Here is an 18,702-nt window from a genome sequence, read left to right as displayed (position 1 = left end):
CCGAGGCCCCGACGACCCTCGCATCGTCGGGGCCTCGGCCTAACTCCTACTTCCGCCGCCTCTCGACTTCACGCTGCTTCACGAAGATGTCGTGCAGGTCGTCTCGCTCGCCGGGCCGTGTCAGGTCCTGGCCCTTCCTTGTGACGGCGATGAAGCCGATGCACATCTCGTCGGTGGTCGCCTCGCCCCACTTCACGCGCTTCAAGGCGTCGCGATTCGGGTTGCGGGGATTGGACGACGAGTTGTCGAAATGCGCCAGGACGCGGACGATCGAGCCCTTGGGGATGTCGATCGGCTCCTCGAAGTAATACTGGGCCTGCCATTTGAAGTCCCAGTCGTCGATCCGGATCAGGTCGAGACTGCGGCCGTCGGGAAAGGTCACGGACATGCTCATGTCCTTGCCCAGCAGGTGCATGTGGGGTGCCACCGCGTGGGCCTCGAGGTCGACGGGGACGGTCCACTCGGCGCGGGCTTCGATGTTCGATTCTCCCGGCGGGAGGTCCAGCCCGTAGCTGAACGCCCCGTTCCAGTGGAGCGTCTGCTTCACGGGCTTGCGGGCGAACTTCAGGCCGATCCGCGTGCGATCGACTTCCGGCTTGCCGTTTGGGTGATAGTGGACCTGGACGATCACGTCGGCCCTCCTCGGGAGCGAGCGGCCGACGCCGTCGGGGAGGACGCTGGGCGCGGCCCCGGGGGCCCAGCCTCCGAGGTCGCCCTGAACCTCGACCTCCGGGCCGGAAAAGCAGGTGTAGCCCGGCCCGTCCTCGGCCTGGTCTTTCTTCCGCGCCTCGCCCGAGGAGTCGACGTAGCCGAGGATGTGGTGGACCACCCGAGGATTTCCGGGCCGGTACTCGATCCCGGCGATGTAGACGTCTTCCGGAAGGTCGGTCGAAAGGACGAAGCAGCGATAAATGTCCTCGCCCGAGGCCGGGATCGCGAAATCCGTCCCGATGTCGAGGACCAGGTCCGGCCCTCCTTCCAGGCTCCAGTCGTCGGGGAAGACCTTCGCCCCGGGGAGATCCTTCGGGTCCCCTTCCGGCGCGCCCGCTTCGGCCCAGGCGACGAGGGTCTCGATCTCCGCCGACGACAACGAGCGATCGTGCTGGAAACCGGGCCCCACGCCCCGCGCGGCCTTCCAGGGGGGCATCGACCGATCCTCGACGACCATCGCGAGGTCTCCGGCTCGCTTCCGGGCCTGCTCATACGTATCGAGCGCGAACGGGCCGAGCTGGCCCTTCCGATGGCATTCGCGGCAATTGTTCTGGAGGACCGGCGCGACGTCCCTGGAGTAGGTCGGGGGTGCGGGCGGCTCCGGGAGGGGGCAGCCGATCGGCTTGACGTACGGCGTCTTGACCTCCTGTCCGGCCAGGACCGCGGCGAGCGCCGGTTTGAGGTCTCCCTCGCCGGGGTTGGCCTTACGGACGCCCCGTCCGGCGAACTGGTCGTCGATCCGTCCGTGGTAGCGAACGCGCCCCGCGTCGTCGATGACGAAGGCCTCCGGCGTGATCGTCGCGCCGAGTCGGCGCGCCAGTCGACCGCTCCGGTCGACGGCGATCGCGAGTTTGAGGTCGTACTCCGTCGCATGTTCCGCGAGTTCGGCCTCGCTCGCGTCCGGATCGACGCAGACGCCGATCCACTTGACGCGGGGGGGCGGGAAGGCGTCGTGAAGCGTCTTGAGAGTCGGATTGACGGCGTTGGCGATCGGGCATTCCGTCGAGTAGAACACCAGGACCGTCGCCCCCCCCGGCCCCGGAGTGGGGTCGAGGGTCGCGCCGTTGAGGCCCTTCAGAGGCCCGAGGTTCACCGGCGCCGCCTCTTCCGTGGCTCGACCCGCCGCGCCCCCGACGGTCGCCGCCAGGAAGACGGCGACGGCCCCGAACCTGCCCCGCCAACTCGTCGATCGAACGTCCACGGTGCGCCTCCCCGATACGTCGTCTGGGATCTCCTCAAGACAGCGTAGACCGAGCCGACCGGCCCTGGCAAGCGGAAGCCCAGGGCCGGCCCATCCCGTCGCTTAGAAGTAGAGCTGGATGCGGGCGAGGAAGAGGTCGTTGGTCTTGCTCAACTGGCCGACGTTCGAGAAGACCGGCTGGCCGAACTCGGCGTGCTCCCAGTTGAACATGAACTTCAGGTACTGGTTGATGTGCCAGTTGAAGCCCACGTCGGTGAGGAACAGGTTGCGAGTCCAGAGGTTCGGATCCGACAGCCCGTGCGTGAAGACCTCCTGGCCGATATCCATCTGCTGGTATCGACCGGTGAGTTCCAGGGCGCCCAGGCCGAATTGTCCTGCCTTCAGGTTGAACGGCCGCAGCGGCTTGACCACGCCGAGCCCGCTCCGGGTCTCGCCGGTGAGCATGTAGCCCCCCTGGACGTAGAACGAATCGATCGGGAGGTGGGTGCGGTATCTCAGCTGGTTCGTCAGGGCGTAGTCCTGGAAGCCGCCGCCCCACTCGCCGATGATCGCGAGTTGGCGATAGAACCAGGCCACGTGCAGGTCCCAGAAGGTCATCGGGCCGACTTCCCGGACGTTGGAGTTGAACCCGAGGAACGGGACGCCGGCGACCGAATTGCCCGCCGTCGGGACGATCGTCCGCAGCGTCTGGGGGAGCGGCGGGTTATCGTTCGTGCCGCCGAACACCGAGCCGCCGACGTTGAAGTTCTCCAGCGCCGAGCCCTCGTCGTTGACGAACGGCTTCCAGTTGAGGAACGCGCTGACGAACTTGGAGTCGGTGTTGGCGACGAAGCCGTTTCGGGAACCGTTGTAAATGCCCGCGGCGTAGTCGAGCGTCTTGTTGAAGACGCGGCCGAACGCCATCACGCCAAGGTCGCGGTTCTGTCCGAAGTTGTTGAAGAAGACCGAGCGCTCGGGCTGGATCAGGCCCTGGATCGGGTCGACGAGGAACTCATAGGTGAACGGCGTCTTCATCCGTCCGCCGCGGATGCGGAGCCGGGGGTCGATGTCGTAGTCCAGGAACACGTCGAGCGTGTTGATCGAGTCGAAACCGTGGGCGAACGAGACGAAATATCCGATCGGCTTGGTGATCCGGCCGCTGAACATCCACCATTGCCGGGGGAGCAGGAAGCTGTCGCGTTCGGTCAGGTGGCCCGACTCCTGATAGCCCCGATACTCGAACTGCGTCAAGTTGTGGAACTGGAGGATGTACTCGTCGTCGTCGGTTCGTAACTCGAAGCCGGGTCCGAACTTGGCGTTGACCTTCTTGCTTTCGAGCGTGGCCGGGATGTTGAAGCGCGACGAGGGGGCCGGGTTGGGCGGGAGCGATTGTCCCGGAGCCGAGACGCCGCCGGCGCTGGAGGGCGCCTCGACGGTCGCCGGTACGCCCGTGTCGGGAGCCGCCGTACCGCTCGCCTCGCTGACGCCCGAAGGCGGGATCAGTCCAGCCCCCGAATCGGCGGGGGCGCCGACCGGCTGCATCTGGTTGGACAGCCGTTCCACCATCGATTCGAGCTGCCGGACCCGCTCCTCGAGCGCCGCCTCGCGCGACAAAGGCCCACCGACGACCGCCGGATCGGCAGGCGACGGCGTGGTCGGCAAGATCGGGGACGGTACACCCTCGTCCACGTCGACGGCTTCCGGAACCGGAGCGTCCTGGGCCCACAAGCCCACCGGCACGGAAAAGGCGACGGAGGCCAGTCCCGCCACCATCCAAATCGACATCCGTGACGCGCGACGGTACTGCATCGTCCTCATGGCCTCCTCGGAGACTGCGCATTTTTCTTCCTGGAAGCAGGAGTTCCAACAATGTGCAGTAACCTGGATCGGCTCCCAAAGATGACGACTGTAGCGATTATCCAGCGCGGCCTCGGTGCGATCGATGCAAACCTAGATCAGCTCGCGACTTCCCAAGATTTCGCAATGGCCGAAATCATGAACCCCCCTTAATCATCGGGGATTGGTTGGGGGAAGCGAGACCGGAGCCACGTTCCCATCGCGAGATCCCTGGACTTCCGACGGAGGACGATTCGGATGCGCCGGAACGTCCACCATGTCCACGCCCAGCGAGGTCGCCGGGGCCACGGTCCCACGAGGCATGAGCCTCAGGTCGCGTCCGATCGTCGTCCCCTCGGCCGCCTGGGGACGGCCCGGCCAGCCTCGGCGCGGTCCTTCCCGGCCGGCGCAACCGCTTAGCACGGCCGAGGCCAGGGAGGCGAGCAAGAATGCGGAAACCCCGTATCCGCACACCGGCCGTTTAGCAGGAGTCGTCATGGACCACGCTCGCGTCGAGGACGAAAATTCAAGGCTTCCGCCCACATGGGATCGGCGGAGGTGCGGGCCGTCTTGAAAGATCGCGTCTCGACCGGGGCCTCAATGCACGGCTTCGAGGACCTCGAAGGTGGATGTCGCGGCCATGAGCAGAAAGCCGGCCAGAAGGGCCAGCGAGAGCTTCATGCGGTCATGAGAGTGGAACTGAAGCTCGGGAAGCAGGTCGCTCAGGGAGATGCAAAGGAACGTGCCTGCGGAAAACGCGAGCGCCATCGCGGTCAGCGATTCCGCATGCTCTGGCGCCAATCGATCGACGCCCAGGAAGAAAAGGGCCGCTCCCAGGGGGATCATGAGCGCGAACCCCAGGTTCACGAGATGGGCCGGTCGGACCGCCACTCCGGCGCGGATCATCAGGGAGACGACGGTCATCGCGTCTGCCGGCTTGTGCAGAATCGTCGCGAGGAAGACTCCCCAGGCCATTCCCCCGACATTCCCCAACCCTTTGTAGTCGGCCACAACCGCGCTGGCCAGGGCGACGCCTCCGACCAGCGAATGCACCGCCAGCCCAAACGCCGCCGTCCCCCAGGAAAGAGAACGGCCGACGGTCCTGTCACGTCCGTGGCCGTGACCATGAGTGTGGTCGTGACCATGGCCGTGGGCGTGGCCATGCCCGTGGTCGTGCTCGGGCGATTCGAGCTCGCTCGACTCGTGCTGATGGAACGAGAAAAACCGTTCCAGGAAAAAGAGCGCGAGCAGGCCCGCGGCGACCCATTGCATCATGCCCGGCCCGCCCATCTCCACCGCTTCGGGGAGCATGTGGAAGAACGCCGCGCCGAGCATGGTGCCCGCGGAGAAGCTCAGATAGACTTGAAGGCGGGTGTGCGTGAGCACCAGCGCCAGCGGCGTCAATCCCCCCAGTAAGCTGACGCCGACGATGAGTGCGCAATACACCGTGAGGATGACGGGCATGGTCATCGGGGGCGCGAACCTCGGTGGGATGTAACGAGGGAATTAGGGCGTCGTCAAAGCGAAATCCCCGACCAGGAGGCCGGGGATCGCCTGACGCCGGGGAGAGCTGGGGGCGGCGGTCGCTTACTTGACCCCGGGACGCTTGGGACCCGTCTGACCGGGAGCCAGCTTGCGCGACTTGGTCTTGGGGAGGTTGTAGACCCCGGCGGCCGGCGTCCACTTCTCGTCTTCCTGGAGGAGGGCCAGACGCTCCGGCCGCGTCAGGACGCCCCGCTGACGGGTCAGTCCGCTCGCCTTCTTGAGACTCTTGTCCATCGACATTCGATCAACTCCAACTGCGTGGCCGTCCCGGGTCGTGGCCGTCCCAGGATATTGAATCTCAAATCCTACCGCCCTGAGGCCGACGACGCAAGTCGGCCTCGAACGAGCCGATCGGCTCGACGGCTAACTCCGGACGTCGGCCGCCGTCGAATCGCCTCGGAGCGACTTGATCAACGACGTATAGGCGGTCGTCAGCGAGCGACGGCTCAGGAGGCCGATCAGCCGGGCGGGGTCCTCCGGGTCGACCACGGGGATCTCGTCGATGTTCAGCTCGGTCATCCGACGAAGCGCCGTGTGCAGGTCGTCGTCCACCGTCACGGTCGAGACGGGTCGGGTCGCGAGATCGTCGGCGACGACCAGGCGGCCCCAGGAGTCGGAGCCCAGCAGGGCCAGTCGCAGGTCGCGCAGGGTGAAGACCCCGGTGAGCGCCCCCCCCCCGTCGACGACCGGGAATAGGCTCTCGGACGATCTCGCGACTTTCTGCAGCAGCCGATCGAAGCTCAGGGCCGCGGGGATGACCTCGATCCCCTGGCTGCGCACGCCCGCCTCGCCGACCCTGAGTTGCGAGAGCACGTCGATCACGAAGTCGCCCTGGTGCGCCGGGCTGTCGATCGGCGTGGCGACCTGTTCCTCGTAGAGCGTCCAGCGCCGGGACAGCGCCATGTTCAAGGCGCAGGCCAGCATCAAGGGGACCAGAAGGCTGTACGAGCCGGTCATCTCGCTCACCATCACGATCGACGTCAGGGGGGTCTTGGACACCCCGGCGAAGAAGCCACCCATCCCGACCAGCACGAACGCCGAGGGCTCAACGGCCTGGCCGATCCCCAGGGAGTGCACGAGCTGCGCGTACCCCCCGCCCAGCATGCCGCCGATGAGCATCGACGGCCCGAACACGCCGCCGCTCCCTCCCGAGCTGATCGTGAAGCCCGTCGCCACGATCTTCAGGAGAGCCACGCCGAAGAGCAAACCCATCGACATGTTCGGGACGAACGCCGATTCCCCCGGGCCGAGGAGGTGCGCCGGCTCGCCGATGGCTCCCCACTGGACCCAGCCGTAGCCCCCCGCCATGACCTGGGGAAAGGCCAACGCCAAAAGGCCCAGCATCGCCCCCCCCACCGCGGGCTTGAACATGCGAGGGATCGGCATCGGCTTGAACACGCGGTCTCGCATGCCGTAGAAGACCCTGGTGTAGAGCCAGCCGACCGCCGCGCAGAGCAAGGTTAGGCCGATGTAGAGCGGCAGGTCGCGCAGCCCCTGGAAGCTCAGCGGCGGCATGCTGAAGACCGGCATCGGCGTGACGAACAGCGCGAACGTCGAATAAGCCACGATCGCGCTCGCCAGGCAGGGGAGCAACGCGGCCGATTCGAAGGCCGTCGAGGAGTACAGGACCTCCCCAGCGAAGAGGGCCCCGCCCAGCGGGGCCCGGAAGATCGCGCCGACGCCCCCGGCCGCCCCCGCCAGCATCAAGATCCGCCGCTCGTCCGCCGGCAGCCGCAGCAACCGCGCGAGGTACGACCCGAAGCCCGATCCGATCTGCGCGATCGGCCCTTCCTGCCCCGCCGAGCCTCCGGTGCCGATCGTGATGATCGAGGCGAACGTCTTGATGAACGGGACTCGCGTCCGGATCATCCCGCCCCCCCGGTGGAAGGCCCGGATCATGGCGTCGGTCCCGTGTCCCTCCGCCTCCGGCGCGAAAGCGAACACGAGCCATCCCGAGATCAGGCCGCCGACCGTCGGGACCAGCACGGTCATCCACCACGGCCAGGGATACGAGATCGCCCCCGTCTCCCCTTCGAGCGTCGGCGGCATCGTGAAATGCATCAGCCCGCCCAGGACGTACGCGTACATGAACTGGAGCGACTTGAGGAAGAACACCGCCCCCAGGCCCGCGACCACGCCCACCAGAGGGCTGCAGAGACCGGCTCGGCCGACGCCGGGCGTCGCCCAGAACGCGGCGAGTCGTGCGACGCCCGCTGCCAACTTCGAAGGAGGCCCGGCCCGGGGAGGCGTGTGGGAAGGGATAGGATCGATCTTCATAAGCTCTCGTCAATTCCCGCTTTTCAACTCTGGACGGGAGGCGTGTCCGTCTCGGGACCGTTCCCCCGGCCCGGATGGAGCCGGTCCCAAATGAGGAAGGCGACGACGCCCAGGCCCAGCGAACCTAGCCCGTACCCGATGATGTGCCACTTCGAAGTCCCGAAGACGAACAACCAGCCCACGAGGGCCGCCAAGGCCGGCAACGGGAACAGCGGCATTCGGAACCGGAGTCGGGCCATGACTTCGGGACGCCGTCGGATCCAGAAGACCGTCGCGATCTGGCCGACGAACTGGATCAGGATCCGCGAAGTGAGCAGCGCGGCGATCACCGTCCCCAGGTCGGCCAGGCAGGCGAGCATCCCCAGGCCGCCGATCAGCATCAACGAGCGGTGGGGGAATTCGTGTTTCGGGTGCGTCGCCGCGAAGAACCTCGGGAAATGGCCCGCCTTGGCGGACGCGTACGGCACTCGACTGTAGCCGAGCAACGCGGCGAACGTCGAGGCCAGCGCCGTCCAGATGATCATGAGCGTCAGCAGGCTCGCGGCGCGGGGGCCCATGACCCGCTGCATCATGTCGCTGGCCACGTGCTTGGACTTCATGGCCTCTTGCCAGGGCAGGACGCCCAGGATGCACACGTTCATCGTGAGGTAAATCGCCCCGATGGCCAGCACCGAGATCAGGATCGCCCGGGGGATCGTCCGCGACGGGTCCTCGACCTCGTCCCCCAGATAGCAGATCTGGTAGTAACCCAGGAAGTCGTACATGGCGATGGCCAAGGCCATGCCGAGGCCGGTCGAGTTGGCGGCGGTCAGGTCCCAGGCGTGCTCGGGGAAGGTGAACGCGAGCCCAGCGTCGAACTGCGACAACCCGGCGGCGATCACCCATCCCACCGTGAACAGCATGCCGACCCAGAGCACGACCATGAGCCGACCGGCCATCTCGATGCGGCGATAGGCCAGGAAGGTCACCAGGCCCATCACGCCGACGCCGAGGAGGTTGAACCACGGCACCGGCGAATCGACGCCGGGGACGATCGTCCCCCAGTTCCAGGCCGTCTGCTGCAACACGGGGAAGAAGAACCCGGTGTACTGCGCCAGGCCGATCGCGCCGGTGGCGACCTCCAGCGGGCCGCTGAACAAGAACTGCCAGACGAACAGGAATTTGAGCGACCGACCCGCCCGCGAGTCGCCGTACGCCGCGTCGAAGAAATGATACGTCCCGCCCGAGCCGGGGAAGGCCGAGGCCAGCTCGCACCAGACGAAGCCGTCGGCCAGCGCAACCAGCGCGCCGAGGATCCAGCCGAGCATCGCCTGCGGCCCGCCCATGGTGGCGATGATGGCCGGGATGGTGATGAAGGGCCCCACGCCCACCATCATCGACATGTTGAGGCTCACCGCCTGGAGCAGGCGCAATCGACGTTGCAGCATCGGAAACGTCCCGGTCGTCTGGGTCTCGATGGCTCGTAGGAGGCTCCCATCATGGGGCGGCACGCCCTTTGCCGCAATCCCGTCGCCGCGCGTCCCTTCTCCAACGACGCGATCTCCCCGCCCCCACCAGGATCACGGACATGGCCGAGAAGAACTCCGACCTCCACGGCTTCGCCCCCGACAAGGCCGACGGCGCGTTGCTGCTCATCGACGTCGTCAACCGTTTCGATTTCCCGGACGCCGAGAAGCTCCTCGCCCACGCCCGGCCGATCGCCGGACCGCTCGCCCGGCTCGCCGCCCGCGCGAGGGCCTCGGGCGTCCCCGTCGTGTACGTCAACGACAACTTCGGACGCTGGCGGTCCGACTTCCGCAGCCTCGTCGAGCATTGCCTCACGCCGGACGCACCCGGGCGAGAATTCGTCGACCAGATCGTCCCCGAGGAGTCCGACTACCTGGTCATCAAGCCCAAGCATTCGGGCTTCTTCTCCACGACCCTGGGGACCCTGCTCGAATACCTGGGCGCCAGGACGCTGATCCTCGCCGGCGTGACCACCGACATCTGCGTCCTCTTCACCGCCAACGACGCCTACATGCGCGAGTTTCGGCTGATCATCCCCGAGGACTGCGTGGCGGCCGTCGAGGATCCGGACAGCCGTTCGGCCCTCGGCCTGATGCGGCGAGTCCTCAAGGCCGACGTCCGACCGTCGACCGAGATCGACCTCGAGTCGCTGTCGGGTCGTCCTGGGAAGGACGCACCACATCCTCGTTGAGCGCGTAGAATGGAAGGTGCGGACGTCGGCCGTAGGATCCATATCGAAATGGGGATTTGATGTGAAGACGCATCTCGTAAACGTCGTCGGGGTGCTCGTCCTCTTCGCGACGGCTTCGAATCCTCTCCGCGCGGAGGACGGGACCGAGCCTCCCAACGTCGTCGGCGACTGGGCCTATTACAACGACATGGGCTGGGCGGCCTTTTCCAGGGGCGAGCTCGACATCGCGGAATTCCGGTTCGGCAAGGCCATCGAGACGATCCGCCCCTACGCGAAGGCGCACCCCCGGTTGGCGGCGAGGAGTTACCACGACCTCTCTCGCGTGCTCTGCGCGCAGAATCGATTCGCCGAGGCCCGGCCGCTGGCGAAGTGGGTCGTCGAGGTCCGCGGGCTCGACCCCAAAACGCGCGACGACGCGATGTTCGACAGCCTCTACCTCCTGGCCGTGATCGAACGCGAGTTGCACCACGACGCCGAGGCCGCGCCGCTCCTCGTCCGGGCGATCGCCATCGAGGGGAAGAACGTGGGCCTGGCCGACCCCCGGCTCGCCCTCACCATCAAGGAACTCGCGGACGTCGAGGCGAAGATCGGCTCTTACACCGAGGCCGACGCCAACTATCGCCGCGCGATCCGGATCCACGAGTACTCCGAGACGCCCACCGCCGACCTCGCCGACGCGTTGGTCGGCCGCGCGGCGGTCCTCGACAAGCTCGGTCGGGAGATCGAGGCCCGCGCCGCGGAGGCGCGGGCGCGGGAGGTCCGGGAGCAGGCCGCGGCCGCCGCGAAGGTCAGGCCAGCAGCTCGCTGACGACTTCGCCGTGGACGTCGGTCAGGCGGAAGTCTCGCCCCTGGAAGCGATAGGTCAGCTTGGTGTGATCGAAGCCCAGGAGATGGAGGATCGTCGCGTTCAGGTCGTGGACGTGGACCTTGTCTCGGGCGACGCCGAACCCCAGGTCGTCGGTCTCGCCGAAGCTGATCCCTGGTTTGGAGCCGCCGCCGGCCAGCCACATCGTGAACGCGTTGGGGTGGTGGTCGCGACCGTCGGAGCCCCCCTGCACCATCGGCGTGCGGCCGAACTCCCCCCCCCAGACGACCAGGGTGTCTTCCAGCATCCCGCGCTGCTTCAGGTCCTGGACCAGGGCGGCGCAGGCCTGATCGGTGTCGGCGCAGTTGTGCTTCAGGTCGGCGACGAGGTTTCCGTGCTGGTCCCAGGCCTCATGGAAGATCTCTACGAACCGGACGCCGCGCTCCAGCAGGCGGCGGGCGAGCAGGCAGGTGCCGGCGAACGAGCCCTTGCCCGGCTCCACCCCGTAGAGATCCAGGATGTGCTGGGGCTCCTTGGAAAGGTCCATCACGTCCGGGGCCGACATCTGCATCCGGAACGCCGTCTCGTACGAGTTGATCCGGGTGGCGATCTCGGGATCGCCCATGACCTCCAGGCGCTGGGCGTCCAGGCTGTGGATGGCGTCCAGCGAGTCTCGCTGGATCTCCCGATCGACCCCTTCGGGATTCGAGAGGTAGAGGACCGGATCGCCGCCGGTGCGGAACTGCACCCCCTGGTAGACGGTGGGGAGGAATCCGCTCCCCCAGTTCGAGTTCCCGCCGCTCGGGCCCTTCTTGCCGGTGCTGAAGACGACGAACCCCGGCAAGTCGTTGGCCTCCGACCCCAGGCCGTAGCAGGTCCAGGCCCCGAGGCTGGGCCTCCCGAAGATCATCGAGCCGGTGCTCATCATGATCTGGCCGGGGGCGTGGTTGAACGCGTCGGTCGACATCCCCTTGACCACCGTCACGTCGTCGACCACCCGGGCCAGGTGCGGCAGCAGTTCGGAAAGCTCGGTGCCGGACTGGCCGTGCCTGGCGAACTTGAACCGGGGGCCGAGCAGCTTGGCGTCCGGGTTGATGAACGCCGCGCGATAGCCCTTGAGCAGTTCGGCCGGGGGCAGCGTGCCGTCGAACTTGGCGAGCTGGGGCTTGGAGTCGAACATCTCCAGGTGCGAAGGACCGCCGGCCATGAACAGGAAGATGACCCGCTTCGCCTTGGGGGCGAAGTGGGGCGCCTTGACCGCCATCGGGCCGGCCGCCGCCGGAGATCCCGCGCGGGCCTCGGACGCCAGAAGCTCCCGGAAGGCCATCGCTCCCAGGCCCACGCCGCACTGGCCGAGGAACCATCGCCGCGAGACGTCGAGCGGGTCATGGCCGCGTAGCAGACGATCCTGACAGTTCATGAGAAGGTCCCCGCTTATTCCTTGGTGATCGTCTCGTCCAGATTGAGCAGTACCCGCGCCACGACCGTCCAGCTCGCGTGCTCGGCGGCCGGTCCGTCGGTGACGCCGGAGAGCTTCGCCGGATCGACGGCGCCGGTCGCGAACCGCTCGGCCTGCTTGTGGAGCAAGGTCGACAGGACCTCGATCTCCTGATCGGTCGGCTTGCGGGCCAGGCAGCGACGGAAGGCGTAGACGAGCCGGTCGGTCTCAGTCGATCCCCCTTCCTTCAGGACGAGCGTCGCCAGCGACCGGGCGCAGTCGAGCGACACCGGCTCGTTGAGCAGCGCCAGCGCCTGGAGCGGAGTGTTCGACCGGGCGCGGCGGACGCAGGCGAAATCGCCGTTGGGGGCGTCGAACGCCTGGAGCATCGGATAAGGGATCGAGCGATATCGGAACGTGTACAGCGCCCGGCGGTACTTCTCCGAGCCGACGGACTCGGGCCAGGCCTTGGGGCCGTAGCTCGCCGGGGGCTGGAACAGGAACGCCGGCGCGGGCGGGTTGACGCTGGGGCCGCCGATCGTGGGGTCGAGCAGCCCCCCCGCCGCCAGCGCGACGTCGCGCACCACCTCGGCGTCGGCCCGAACCCGCGCCCCCCGCGCGAGCAGTCGGTTGAACGGGTCCTTCGCGAGCAGATCGGGCGAGACGCGCGAGGTCTGTCGGTAGGTGTTCGACTCGACGATCAGGCGGTGGAGGGTCTTGAGGCTCCAGCCCCGGTCCATGAACTCGACCGCCAGCCAGTCGAGCAGCTCGGGATGCGAAGGGGTCTCGCATTGCGAGCCCAGATCCTCGCTGGTGGCGGTCAGGCCGGTGCCGAAATACGACTGCCAGACGCGGTTGACGATCGACCGGGCGGGAGTCGGCGCCTCTCGGTTGACGAGCCATTCGGCGAACGTCAGGCGTGACGGCGGCCCCTCGGTCGTGGGCGGCGGGTTGAGGAAGGCGGGAAAGCCCGGCTGCACGGGATCGGCCGGCTTGAGGAAGTCGCCTCGCTGGAAGAGTCGAGTCTCGCGGGGCCGGTCGCGGAGCACGAGTTGCGACGAGCCTTCGGGGTGCTGCTTCCAGAGCGCCTCGATGCGCTCGTCGGCCTCCTTCCAATCCGGGACCGTCGTGCGGAAGTGGCTGAAAACGGCGTTCGTCTGCTCGGCGGACCGAGCCTCGGGCGCGATCGCCAGCGCCTTGCGGACGGCGTCGGGGAGCGGGTCGGCCTGGGCGTCGGCCGCGTCGGTCGTGGAGAACCGGAACCGGCCGAAGTTGTTGTTCTGGTTGTCGTCGCTGTTCCAGCCGCCGTGGCGCTGGGTGAGCTTGAACGTGAGGATCACGCCCGACGGGAAGGAGACGGGCTTGTCGAACGTGAAGACCGCCTTGCGGGGGACGTTGCGACGGCCGGCCCCGGCGTCGATCCCCCAGGCCGTCTCGTCCTTGCGGTCGACCGCGAACGCGATGGGTCCGGTGACGCGCTTGCGGCCGCTCTTGTCGTCGAAGATCGGCTCCAACGCCGCCTCGGACGGATTGACGTCGGCGGTCGCCCGCACGATCGCGATCTCCTTCCGCTCGTCCGGCCTGTCGGCCGGCGCGGCCTCGACGTGGAACTCGGTGAGCGCCAGCAGGCCCTTGGTCGATCGTCCCGGCCCCGAAAGCGGCAGGCTGGGGTCGTTGAGCAACTCGAGGCGGATGGCGGAGACGGTCGGGACCGGCTGCAAGGCCGTGAACTGCGCCGTGTGGAGGGTCGGCGCGTAGCCGGACGCGAGCAGCGAGCCGTCTTCCAGGAGCGTGTGCTTCTGGCCGCTGCCGTTGTTGGCGTCGACGTCGGTCCGGACGACGTTCCAGGTCGGCCCCGGATCGCGGACCGAGTCCTCCCACGAGCGCATCCGATCCGCCCAATCGGGATGATCCCGGCGGAGCCCTTCCTCGACGGCGGCGATCGCCTCCAGCGTCTCGCCGCGCTTGTGGAGTTCCTCGGGGGTGTAGGCCGCGACCGTGGCCTCGTCCACGCTGTTGAGGAAGGCGAACATGCGGAAGTAGTCTTCGTGGGTGATCGGGTCGAACTTGTGCGTGTGGCACTGGGCGCACTGGATGGTGAGGCCGAGCACGGCCTTGCCCACCGCGTCCATGCGGTCGAACATCGCCTCGACGCGGAACTGCTCGGGGTCGATCCCCCCCTCCTCGTTGATCATGGAGTTCCGCAGGAAGCCGGTCGCGACGAGCTGATCCTGGGTGGGAGACGGCAGCAGGTCGCCGGCGAGCTGCTCGACGACGAAGCGGTCGTACGGCAGGTCGCGGTTGAGCGCCTGGACCACCCAATCGCGGTAGAAATGGACGGTTCGGGGCTTGTCCTTCTCGTAGCCGTCGGAGTCGGCGTATCGCGCGGCGTCGAGCCAGACGCGGCCCCATCGTTCGCCGTAGTGGGGCGAATCCAGCAAGCGATCGACGAGCCGCTCATAGGCCCCGGGGCGATCGTCGCCGAGGAACGAGTCGACCTCGGCGATGGTCGGCGGCAGCCCGATCAGGTCGAGGCTCAGGCGGCGGACCAGCGTGGCCCGATCGGCCTCGGGCGAGGGCGAGAGTCCTTCCTGGTCCAGCCGATGCAAGATCCAGGCGTCGATCGGGTTGCGGACCCAATCGGGCCGCGAGACCTGGGGGGGCTCGGCGCGCTCGGGGGGGAGGAAGGCCCAGTGGCCCTCGTACTCGGCCCCCTCGGCGATCCAGGTCTGGAGAACCTGGATCTCCTCGGGCGTGAGCGGCTTCCCCAGCTTGGCCGGGGGCATCTTGTCGTCGGCGTCGTCGGTCGTCGCCCGATAAATCAGGCCGCTGTTCTCGACGTCGCCGGGGATGATCGCCGGGTCGCCGCTCGCCGCCGGGGCGGTGGCGTCGTGGGCGGTGTCGAGCCGCAGCTTCCCCTTGCGCTGGGTCGCGTCCGGGCCGTGGCACTGGAAACATTTCTCGGAGAGGATCGGCCGCACGTCGCGATTGAATCGGACGGTCTTTTTCGGGGCCGACGCCCCCGCCGGTTCGTCCGCTCCCGCGTTTCCCGCGACCAGCAGCACGGTCAGCATCGCCAGGGCGACCCGACCGACCTGCGTCGGCCGGCGTCGACGCGTGATGCATTCGACTACCAGTTCCCTCATCATCGTCCATCCTCGCCACGACCACGAACGGAGAGAGTGCACGCATCGGCGACATGAAGATCAAATCCGCCGACCCCCACGATTGTACACGCTTCGGCCCCTCGCCGCACCGGTCACGATAGATCTCATTACACGCGACTGCCCGAGAATGCCGATCGAGAGAGTGTGCGAGCTTGCGATCACCGCCCATCACAGCGACTCCGCGCCGAATTTCATCGGATTCGCGTCGAAGCGGCTCGAGAGGTTTCGAATCAGGCCAAGGTTGCCGAGGAGCTGGGCTTTGCAGTAGATTGAACTGCACTTCCCTGTCTTCCGAAGTGAAGTCGAGTCGTGGTGTTAGAGTACGTCCGGGAGTTCAGACATGCGCGGAAGCGATCCGAACGCCGCCTCTTCGTCCAGCCATGATGGGGGCGGCGGGCATGGCATTTTCAGGCCGCTTTCCCCCCTGCCCGCCGAGTGGCGTTCGCTCCTGCACGCGTTCGTGATACGGGCTCGACGGACCCCCTCCCGGCTCGCGATGCGAGACAGCATGGGAGCCAAGCTGACCTACGGCGCGACGCTGATGCGGGCCGCGGCCCTCAGTCGCGTCCTCGCCCGGGAGCTGGGAGACGAGGAGTACGTCGGCCTGATGCTGCCGCCGATGGTGCCGTCGGCGGTCGCGAACCTGGCGCTCGGGATGCTGGGGAAGATCGCGGTCAACCTGAACTACACCACGAACCAGGCGATGGTCGATTCCGCGGTCGAGCAGTGCGGCATTCGGAAGGTGATCACCTCGCATCGAGTCCTGGAGAAGTGCCCCATCCGGCCCTCGGCCGAGCTGCTGATGCTGGAGGACGTCCCGGCCAAGGTGCGGATCTCGGACAAGCTCTTCGCGGCGACGGTCGCGAAGGCCGTCCCCACCTCGCAACTGGGACGCTTCCTGTCCGGTCTGCGGACGCGGAACCTGGACGACCTGGCGACGGTGATCTTCACGTCCGGCTCGACCGGAGACCCCAAGGGGGTCATGCTCACCCACCGGAACATCCTGAGCAACGTCCGCCAGATCGACGAACAGGTCGACATGGCCGAGCGCGAGATGATCCTGGGGATCCTGCCGTTCTTCCACTCGTTCGGCTACACGATCGGGCTCTGGACGGCCCTGGTCCTCGGCAAGACGGTGGTCTACCACGTCAACCCGCTCGACGCTCGGACGATCGGCAAGCTCTGCGAGGAGCACGACGTCACGCTGATCGCGGGGACGCCCTCGTTCACCAGGATGTACCTGAAGGCCTGCCGCCCCGAGCAGTTCAAGGCCCTGAAGCACCTGCTGCTGGGGGCCGAGAAGCTCAAGGACGAGACCTACCGCGAGATCAAGGCGATCCTCGGCATCGAGCCCATGCAAGGCTACGGCACGACCGAGCTGTCGCCGGTGGTCTCGGTCAACGTCCCGGCCGAGAAGACGCTCCCCGACGGCCGCGCGCTCTACGCGAACCGGCCGGGGAGCGTGGGCCTCCCCGTGCCGGGCACCCTGGTCAAGACCGTCGACCCCGAAACCGCCGCCGACCTGGCCCCGGGGGCGACCGGGCTGATCTGCGTGAAGGGGCCCCAGGTGATGCGGGGCTACCTCCACAAGCCCGAGGCCACGGACAAGGTGCTCAAGGACGGCTGGTACTCCACGGGCGACCTGGGGTTCGTGGACGACGACGGATTCCTCACGATCACCGACCGCCTCAGCCGGTTCTCGAAGATCGCCGGCGAGATGGTCCCCCACGTCGGCGTCGAGTCGGCGATCATGGCGGCGGCCAACGTCGACGAGCATCAGGTCGCCGTCACGTCCGTCCCCGACGCCAGGCACGGCGAACGGCTCCGCGTCCTCTACACCGAGTTGGGAGGGGCGACCCCGGACGAGATCCACCATCGGCTCGTGGAGGCCGGCGTCCCCCGGCTCTGGATCCCCTCGGTCCGCGACTTCATCCGGATCGACGAGATCCCCATCACCGGCACCGGCAAGATCGATCTCCGCGCCATGCGCGACCTGGCGGTGGATCAGCCCGTCGCCTGAAGCCCCCCGGCCGTCGCCGCCGCCGCCGCCGTCGCTCCCCGCGCCGGCGGATTCATTTCTCGGCCGGGATCTGGTAGAAGGAAAGGGGCGATAGCTTCCTGAAAACGCGTCGGAGATCCGCATGGGCCTGCTGCTGCGCGTGACGACCGGGCCTCACGCCGGTGAGGAGCGGCGGATCGATCAAACCGATGAACTGGTCGTCGGCCGCTCGTCTCGCGCCGCATTCCCCATGGTCCGGGACCTCCTGCTCTCTCGCGACCATTTCCGAATCGAGAAGAGCGGCCGCGCCTATCACCTCGTCGACCTGGGGAGCACCAACGGCACCAAGGTCAACGGACTTCGCGTCGAGCGCGTCCCTCTCCGCGAGGGAGACGTGATCATCGCCGGCCAGAGTTCCTTCGACGTCGTGGACTCCGGCACCCGCAACGGCGGCCCCCCGCTGGCCAACTGCGCCGCCTGCGGGGGCCGGATCGCCCCCCCGGCCCCGGGAGACTCCCAGTCCGGCGAGCAGACCGGCGTCCTGTTCCGCGACCGGATCGCGGCCGTCGACGCCCGTCTTTGCGAGGAGTGTCGGGCCAAACGGCGTCAGTTCCCGGAGACCGATCCGGACTATCTCATCGAAGAGCTGATCGGCGAGGGGGGCATGGGCGAGGTCTACCGCGCCAGCCAACTCTCCGCGAATCGACGCGTGGCAATCAAGATGATGCGCGCCAACTCCGCGGCCGACGACAAGGCCTTCGGCTACTTCCAGCGCGAGATCCGGGTCCTCAAGGACCTGCTGACCCCCGGCGGCAAGGGCCACCCCGGCATCGTCGAATTCTACGACCTGTTCGAGGTGGACGGCCACTACCAGCTCATCATGGAGTACGTAGACGGCAAGAACGCCCTGGAGTGGGCCCGGCAGTACCAACCGCTGCCGATCTCCACCGTCGTGCAGATCGGTCGGCAACTCCTCTCCGCCCTGTCCTACGCGCACGGCAAGGGGTACGTCCACCGCGACGTCAAGCCGTCGAACCTGCTGGTGATGGGGCCGGTGCATCGCCCCAGGGTGAAGCTCTCGGACTTCGGGCTCGCCAAGAGCTTCGCCGAGGGGAACCTGTTCTCCACCATGACCCGCCAGGGGGACGTCGGCGGCTCCACCGGCTTCCTCTCCCCGGATCACATCCGCGAATTCCGCGACGTCAAGGAACCGGCCGACATCTACAGCGCCGGCGCCACCCTGTATTACCTGCTGACCAACGAATACCCTTATTACGGATTCAACCCCCGACAGGCCAACTCCTACGAGCTGATCCTGGAGTCCCCCCCCATCCCCCTCCGCGCGTTCCGCCCCGACGCCCCCGAGGAACTCGAACGGATCCTCCAGAAGGCCCTCCAAAAACAGCCCCGCGCCCGCTGGAGATCGGCCCAGGCGATGAGCGAAGCCCTGCAAGAACTGCTGTCCTCCACCCATTCCTGAGCAAGCGTCCTCGGGCTCTCCGCCCATGATCCCACGTCTGCGCGGTTTCAATCTCCCTGATCGGCTC

The 18,702-nt window shown here is 67.4% G+C and carries 12 protein-coding genes; 4 read left to right on the top strand and 8 right to left on the bottom strand.

What is annotated here, in order from left to right:
- Positions 1 to 46: 46 nt before the first annotated feature.
- The 6 genes from VT85_RS15550 to VT85_RS15525 all read right to left on the bottom strand — a co-directional run bounded on the left by VT85_RS15550 (position 47) and on the right by VT85_RS15525 (position 8,976).
- Positions 47 to 1,912 (bottom strand): redoxin domain-containing protein, encoded by a 1,866-nt coding sequence (locus VT85_RS15550; RefSeq protein WP_068417030.1) that lies wholly within the window; start codon positions 1,910 to 1,912, stop codon positions 47 to 49.
- Between the two features lie 102 nt (positions 1,913 to 2,014).
- Entirely contained in the window at positions 2,015 to 3,664 is a 1,650-nt protein-coding gene (locus VT85_RS15545; protein WP_197490772.1) for an OprO/OprP family phosphate-selective porin, read from the bottom strand.
- A gap of 660 nt (positions 3,665 to 4,324) precedes the next feature.
- On the bottom strand, positions 4,325 to 5,197 hold the full coding sequence (locus tag VT85_RS15540) for a ZIP family metal transporter (protein WP_068417024.1): 873 nt from the start codon (positions 5,195 to 5,197) through the stop codon (positions 4,325 to 4,327).
- 117 nt (positions 5,198 to 5,314) lie between these two features.
- Positions 5,315 to 5,512 carry a small basic protein gene (locus tag VT85_RS15535; protein WP_068417021.1) on the bottom strand — a complete coding sequence of 66 codons (198 nt, stop codon included), beginning with the start codon at positions 5,510 to 5,512 and terminating at the stop codon, positions 5,315 to 5,317.
- 123 nt (positions 5,513 to 5,635) lie between these two features.
- Positions 5,636 to 7,549 (bottom strand): chloride channel protein, encoded by a 1,914-nt coding sequence (locus VT85_RS15530; protein WP_082858631.1) that lies wholly within the window; start codon positions 7,547 to 7,549, stop codon positions 5,636 to 5,638.
- Between the two features lie 23 nt (positions 7,550 to 7,572).
- On the bottom strand, positions 7,573 to 8,976 hold the full coding sequence (locus tag VT85_RS15525) for an APC family permease (protein WP_068417018.1): 1,404 nt from the start codon (positions 8,974 to 8,976) through the stop codon (positions 7,573 to 7,575).
- Positions 8,977 to 9,116: 140 nt separating this feature from the next.
- Here VT85_RS15525 and VT85_RS15520 point away from each other — a divergent pair, with 140 nt between their 5' ends.
- The gene (locus VT85_RS15520; RefSeq protein ID WP_068417016.1) at positions 9,117 to 9,746 is read left to right on the top strand and encodes a cysteine hydrolase family protein; all 630 of its coding nucleotides are present in this window, start codon (positions 9,117 to 9,119) and stop codon (positions 9,744 to 9,746) included.
- Positions 9,747 to 9,807: 61 nt separating this feature from the next.
- Positions 9,808 to 10,554: a tetratricopeptide repeat protein gene (locus VT85_RS15515; protein WP_068417012.1), complete on the top strand. Its 747-nt coding sequence runs from the start codon at positions 9,808 to 9,810 to the stop codon at positions 10,552 to 10,554.
- On the opposite strand, the gene VT85_RS15510 is transcribed toward VT85_RS15515, so the two are convergent.
- The gene (locus VT85_RS15510; protein ID WP_068417008.1) at positions 10,535 to 11,971 is read right to left on the bottom strand and encodes a DUF1501 domain-containing protein; all 1,437 of its coding nucleotides are present in this window, start codon (positions 11,969 to 11,971) and stop codon (positions 10,535 to 10,537) included. The genes VT85_RS15515 and VT85_RS15510 overlap by 20 nt on opposite strands.
- A 14-nt stretch (positions 11,972 to 11,985) precedes the next feature.
- Positions 11,986 to 15,138 (bottom strand): PSD1 and planctomycete cytochrome C domain-containing protein, encoded by a 3,153-nt coding sequence (locus VT85_RS15505; RefSeq protein WP_231871389.1) that lies wholly within the window; start codon positions 15,136 to 15,138, stop codon positions 11,986 to 11,988.
- Positions 15,139 to 15,559: 421 nt separating this feature from the next.
- On the opposite strand from VT85_RS15505, the gene VT85_RS15500 reads away from it, so the two are divergent.
- Positions 15,560 to 17,176: an AMP-binding protein gene (locus VT85_RS15500; protein WP_068422114.1), complete on the top strand. Its 1,617-nt coding sequence runs from the start codon at positions 15,560 to 15,562 to the stop codon at positions 17,174 to 17,176.
- Positions 17,177 to 17,297: 121 nt separating this feature from the next.
- A complete protein-coding gene (locus VT85_RS15495; RefSeq protein ID WP_068417004.1) occupies positions 17,298 to 18,635 on the top strand; it encodes an FHA domain-containing serine/threonine-protein kinase in 1,338 nt (445 codons plus the stop codon).
- Positions 18,636 to 18,702 lie beyond the last annotated feature (67 nt).

Origin of the sequence: Planctomyces sp. SH-PL62 (assembly GCF_001610895.1) — a bacterium.
Classification (GTDB): Bacteria; Planctomycetota; Planctomycetia; order Isosphaerales; family Isosphaeraceae; genus Paludisphaera.
Note: the sequence above shows the minus strand (reverse complement) of the source record. Positions and strands in the feature narration are given on the sequence as shown.

Bases quoted from the DNA above. Each gene is read 5' to 3' on its own strand.
- VT85_RS15545 (WP_197490772.1), bottom strand. From the start codon at position 3,664: ATGGTGGCGGGACTGGCCTCCGTCGCCTTTTCCGTGCCGGTGGGCTTG.
- VT85_RS15540 (WP_068417024.1), bottom strand. From the start codon at position 5,197: ATGACCATGCCCGTCATCCTCACGGTGTATTGCGCACTCATCGTCGGC.
- VT85_RS15535 (WP_068417021.1), bottom strand. From the start codon at position 5,512: ATGTCGATGGACAAGAGTCTCAAGAAGGCGAGCGGACTGACCCGTCAG.
- VT85_RS15530 (WP_082858631.1), bottom strand. From the start codon at position 7,549: ATGAAGATCGATCCTATCCCTTCCCACACGCCTCCCCGGGCCGGGCCT.
- VT85_RS15525 (WP_068417018.1), bottom strand. From the start codon at position 8,976: ATGCTGCAACGTCGATTGCGCCTGCTCCAGGCGGTGAGCCTCAACATG.
- VT85_RS15520 (WP_068417016.1), top strand. From the start codon at position 9,117: ATGGCCGAGAAGAACTCCGACCTCCACGGCTTCGCCCCCGACAAGGCC.
- VT85_RS15510 (WP_068417008.1), bottom strand. From the start codon at position 11,971: ATGAACTGTCAGGATCGTCTGCTACGCGGCCATGACCCGCTCGACGTC.
- VT85_RS15505 (WP_231871389.1), bottom strand. From the start codon at position 15,138: ATGATGAGGGAACTGGTAGTCGAATGCATCACGCGTCGACGCCGGCCG.
- VT85_RS15495 (WP_068417004.1), top strand. From the start codon at position 17,298: ATGGGCCTGCTGCTGCGCGTGACGACCGGGCCTCACGCCGGTGAGGAG.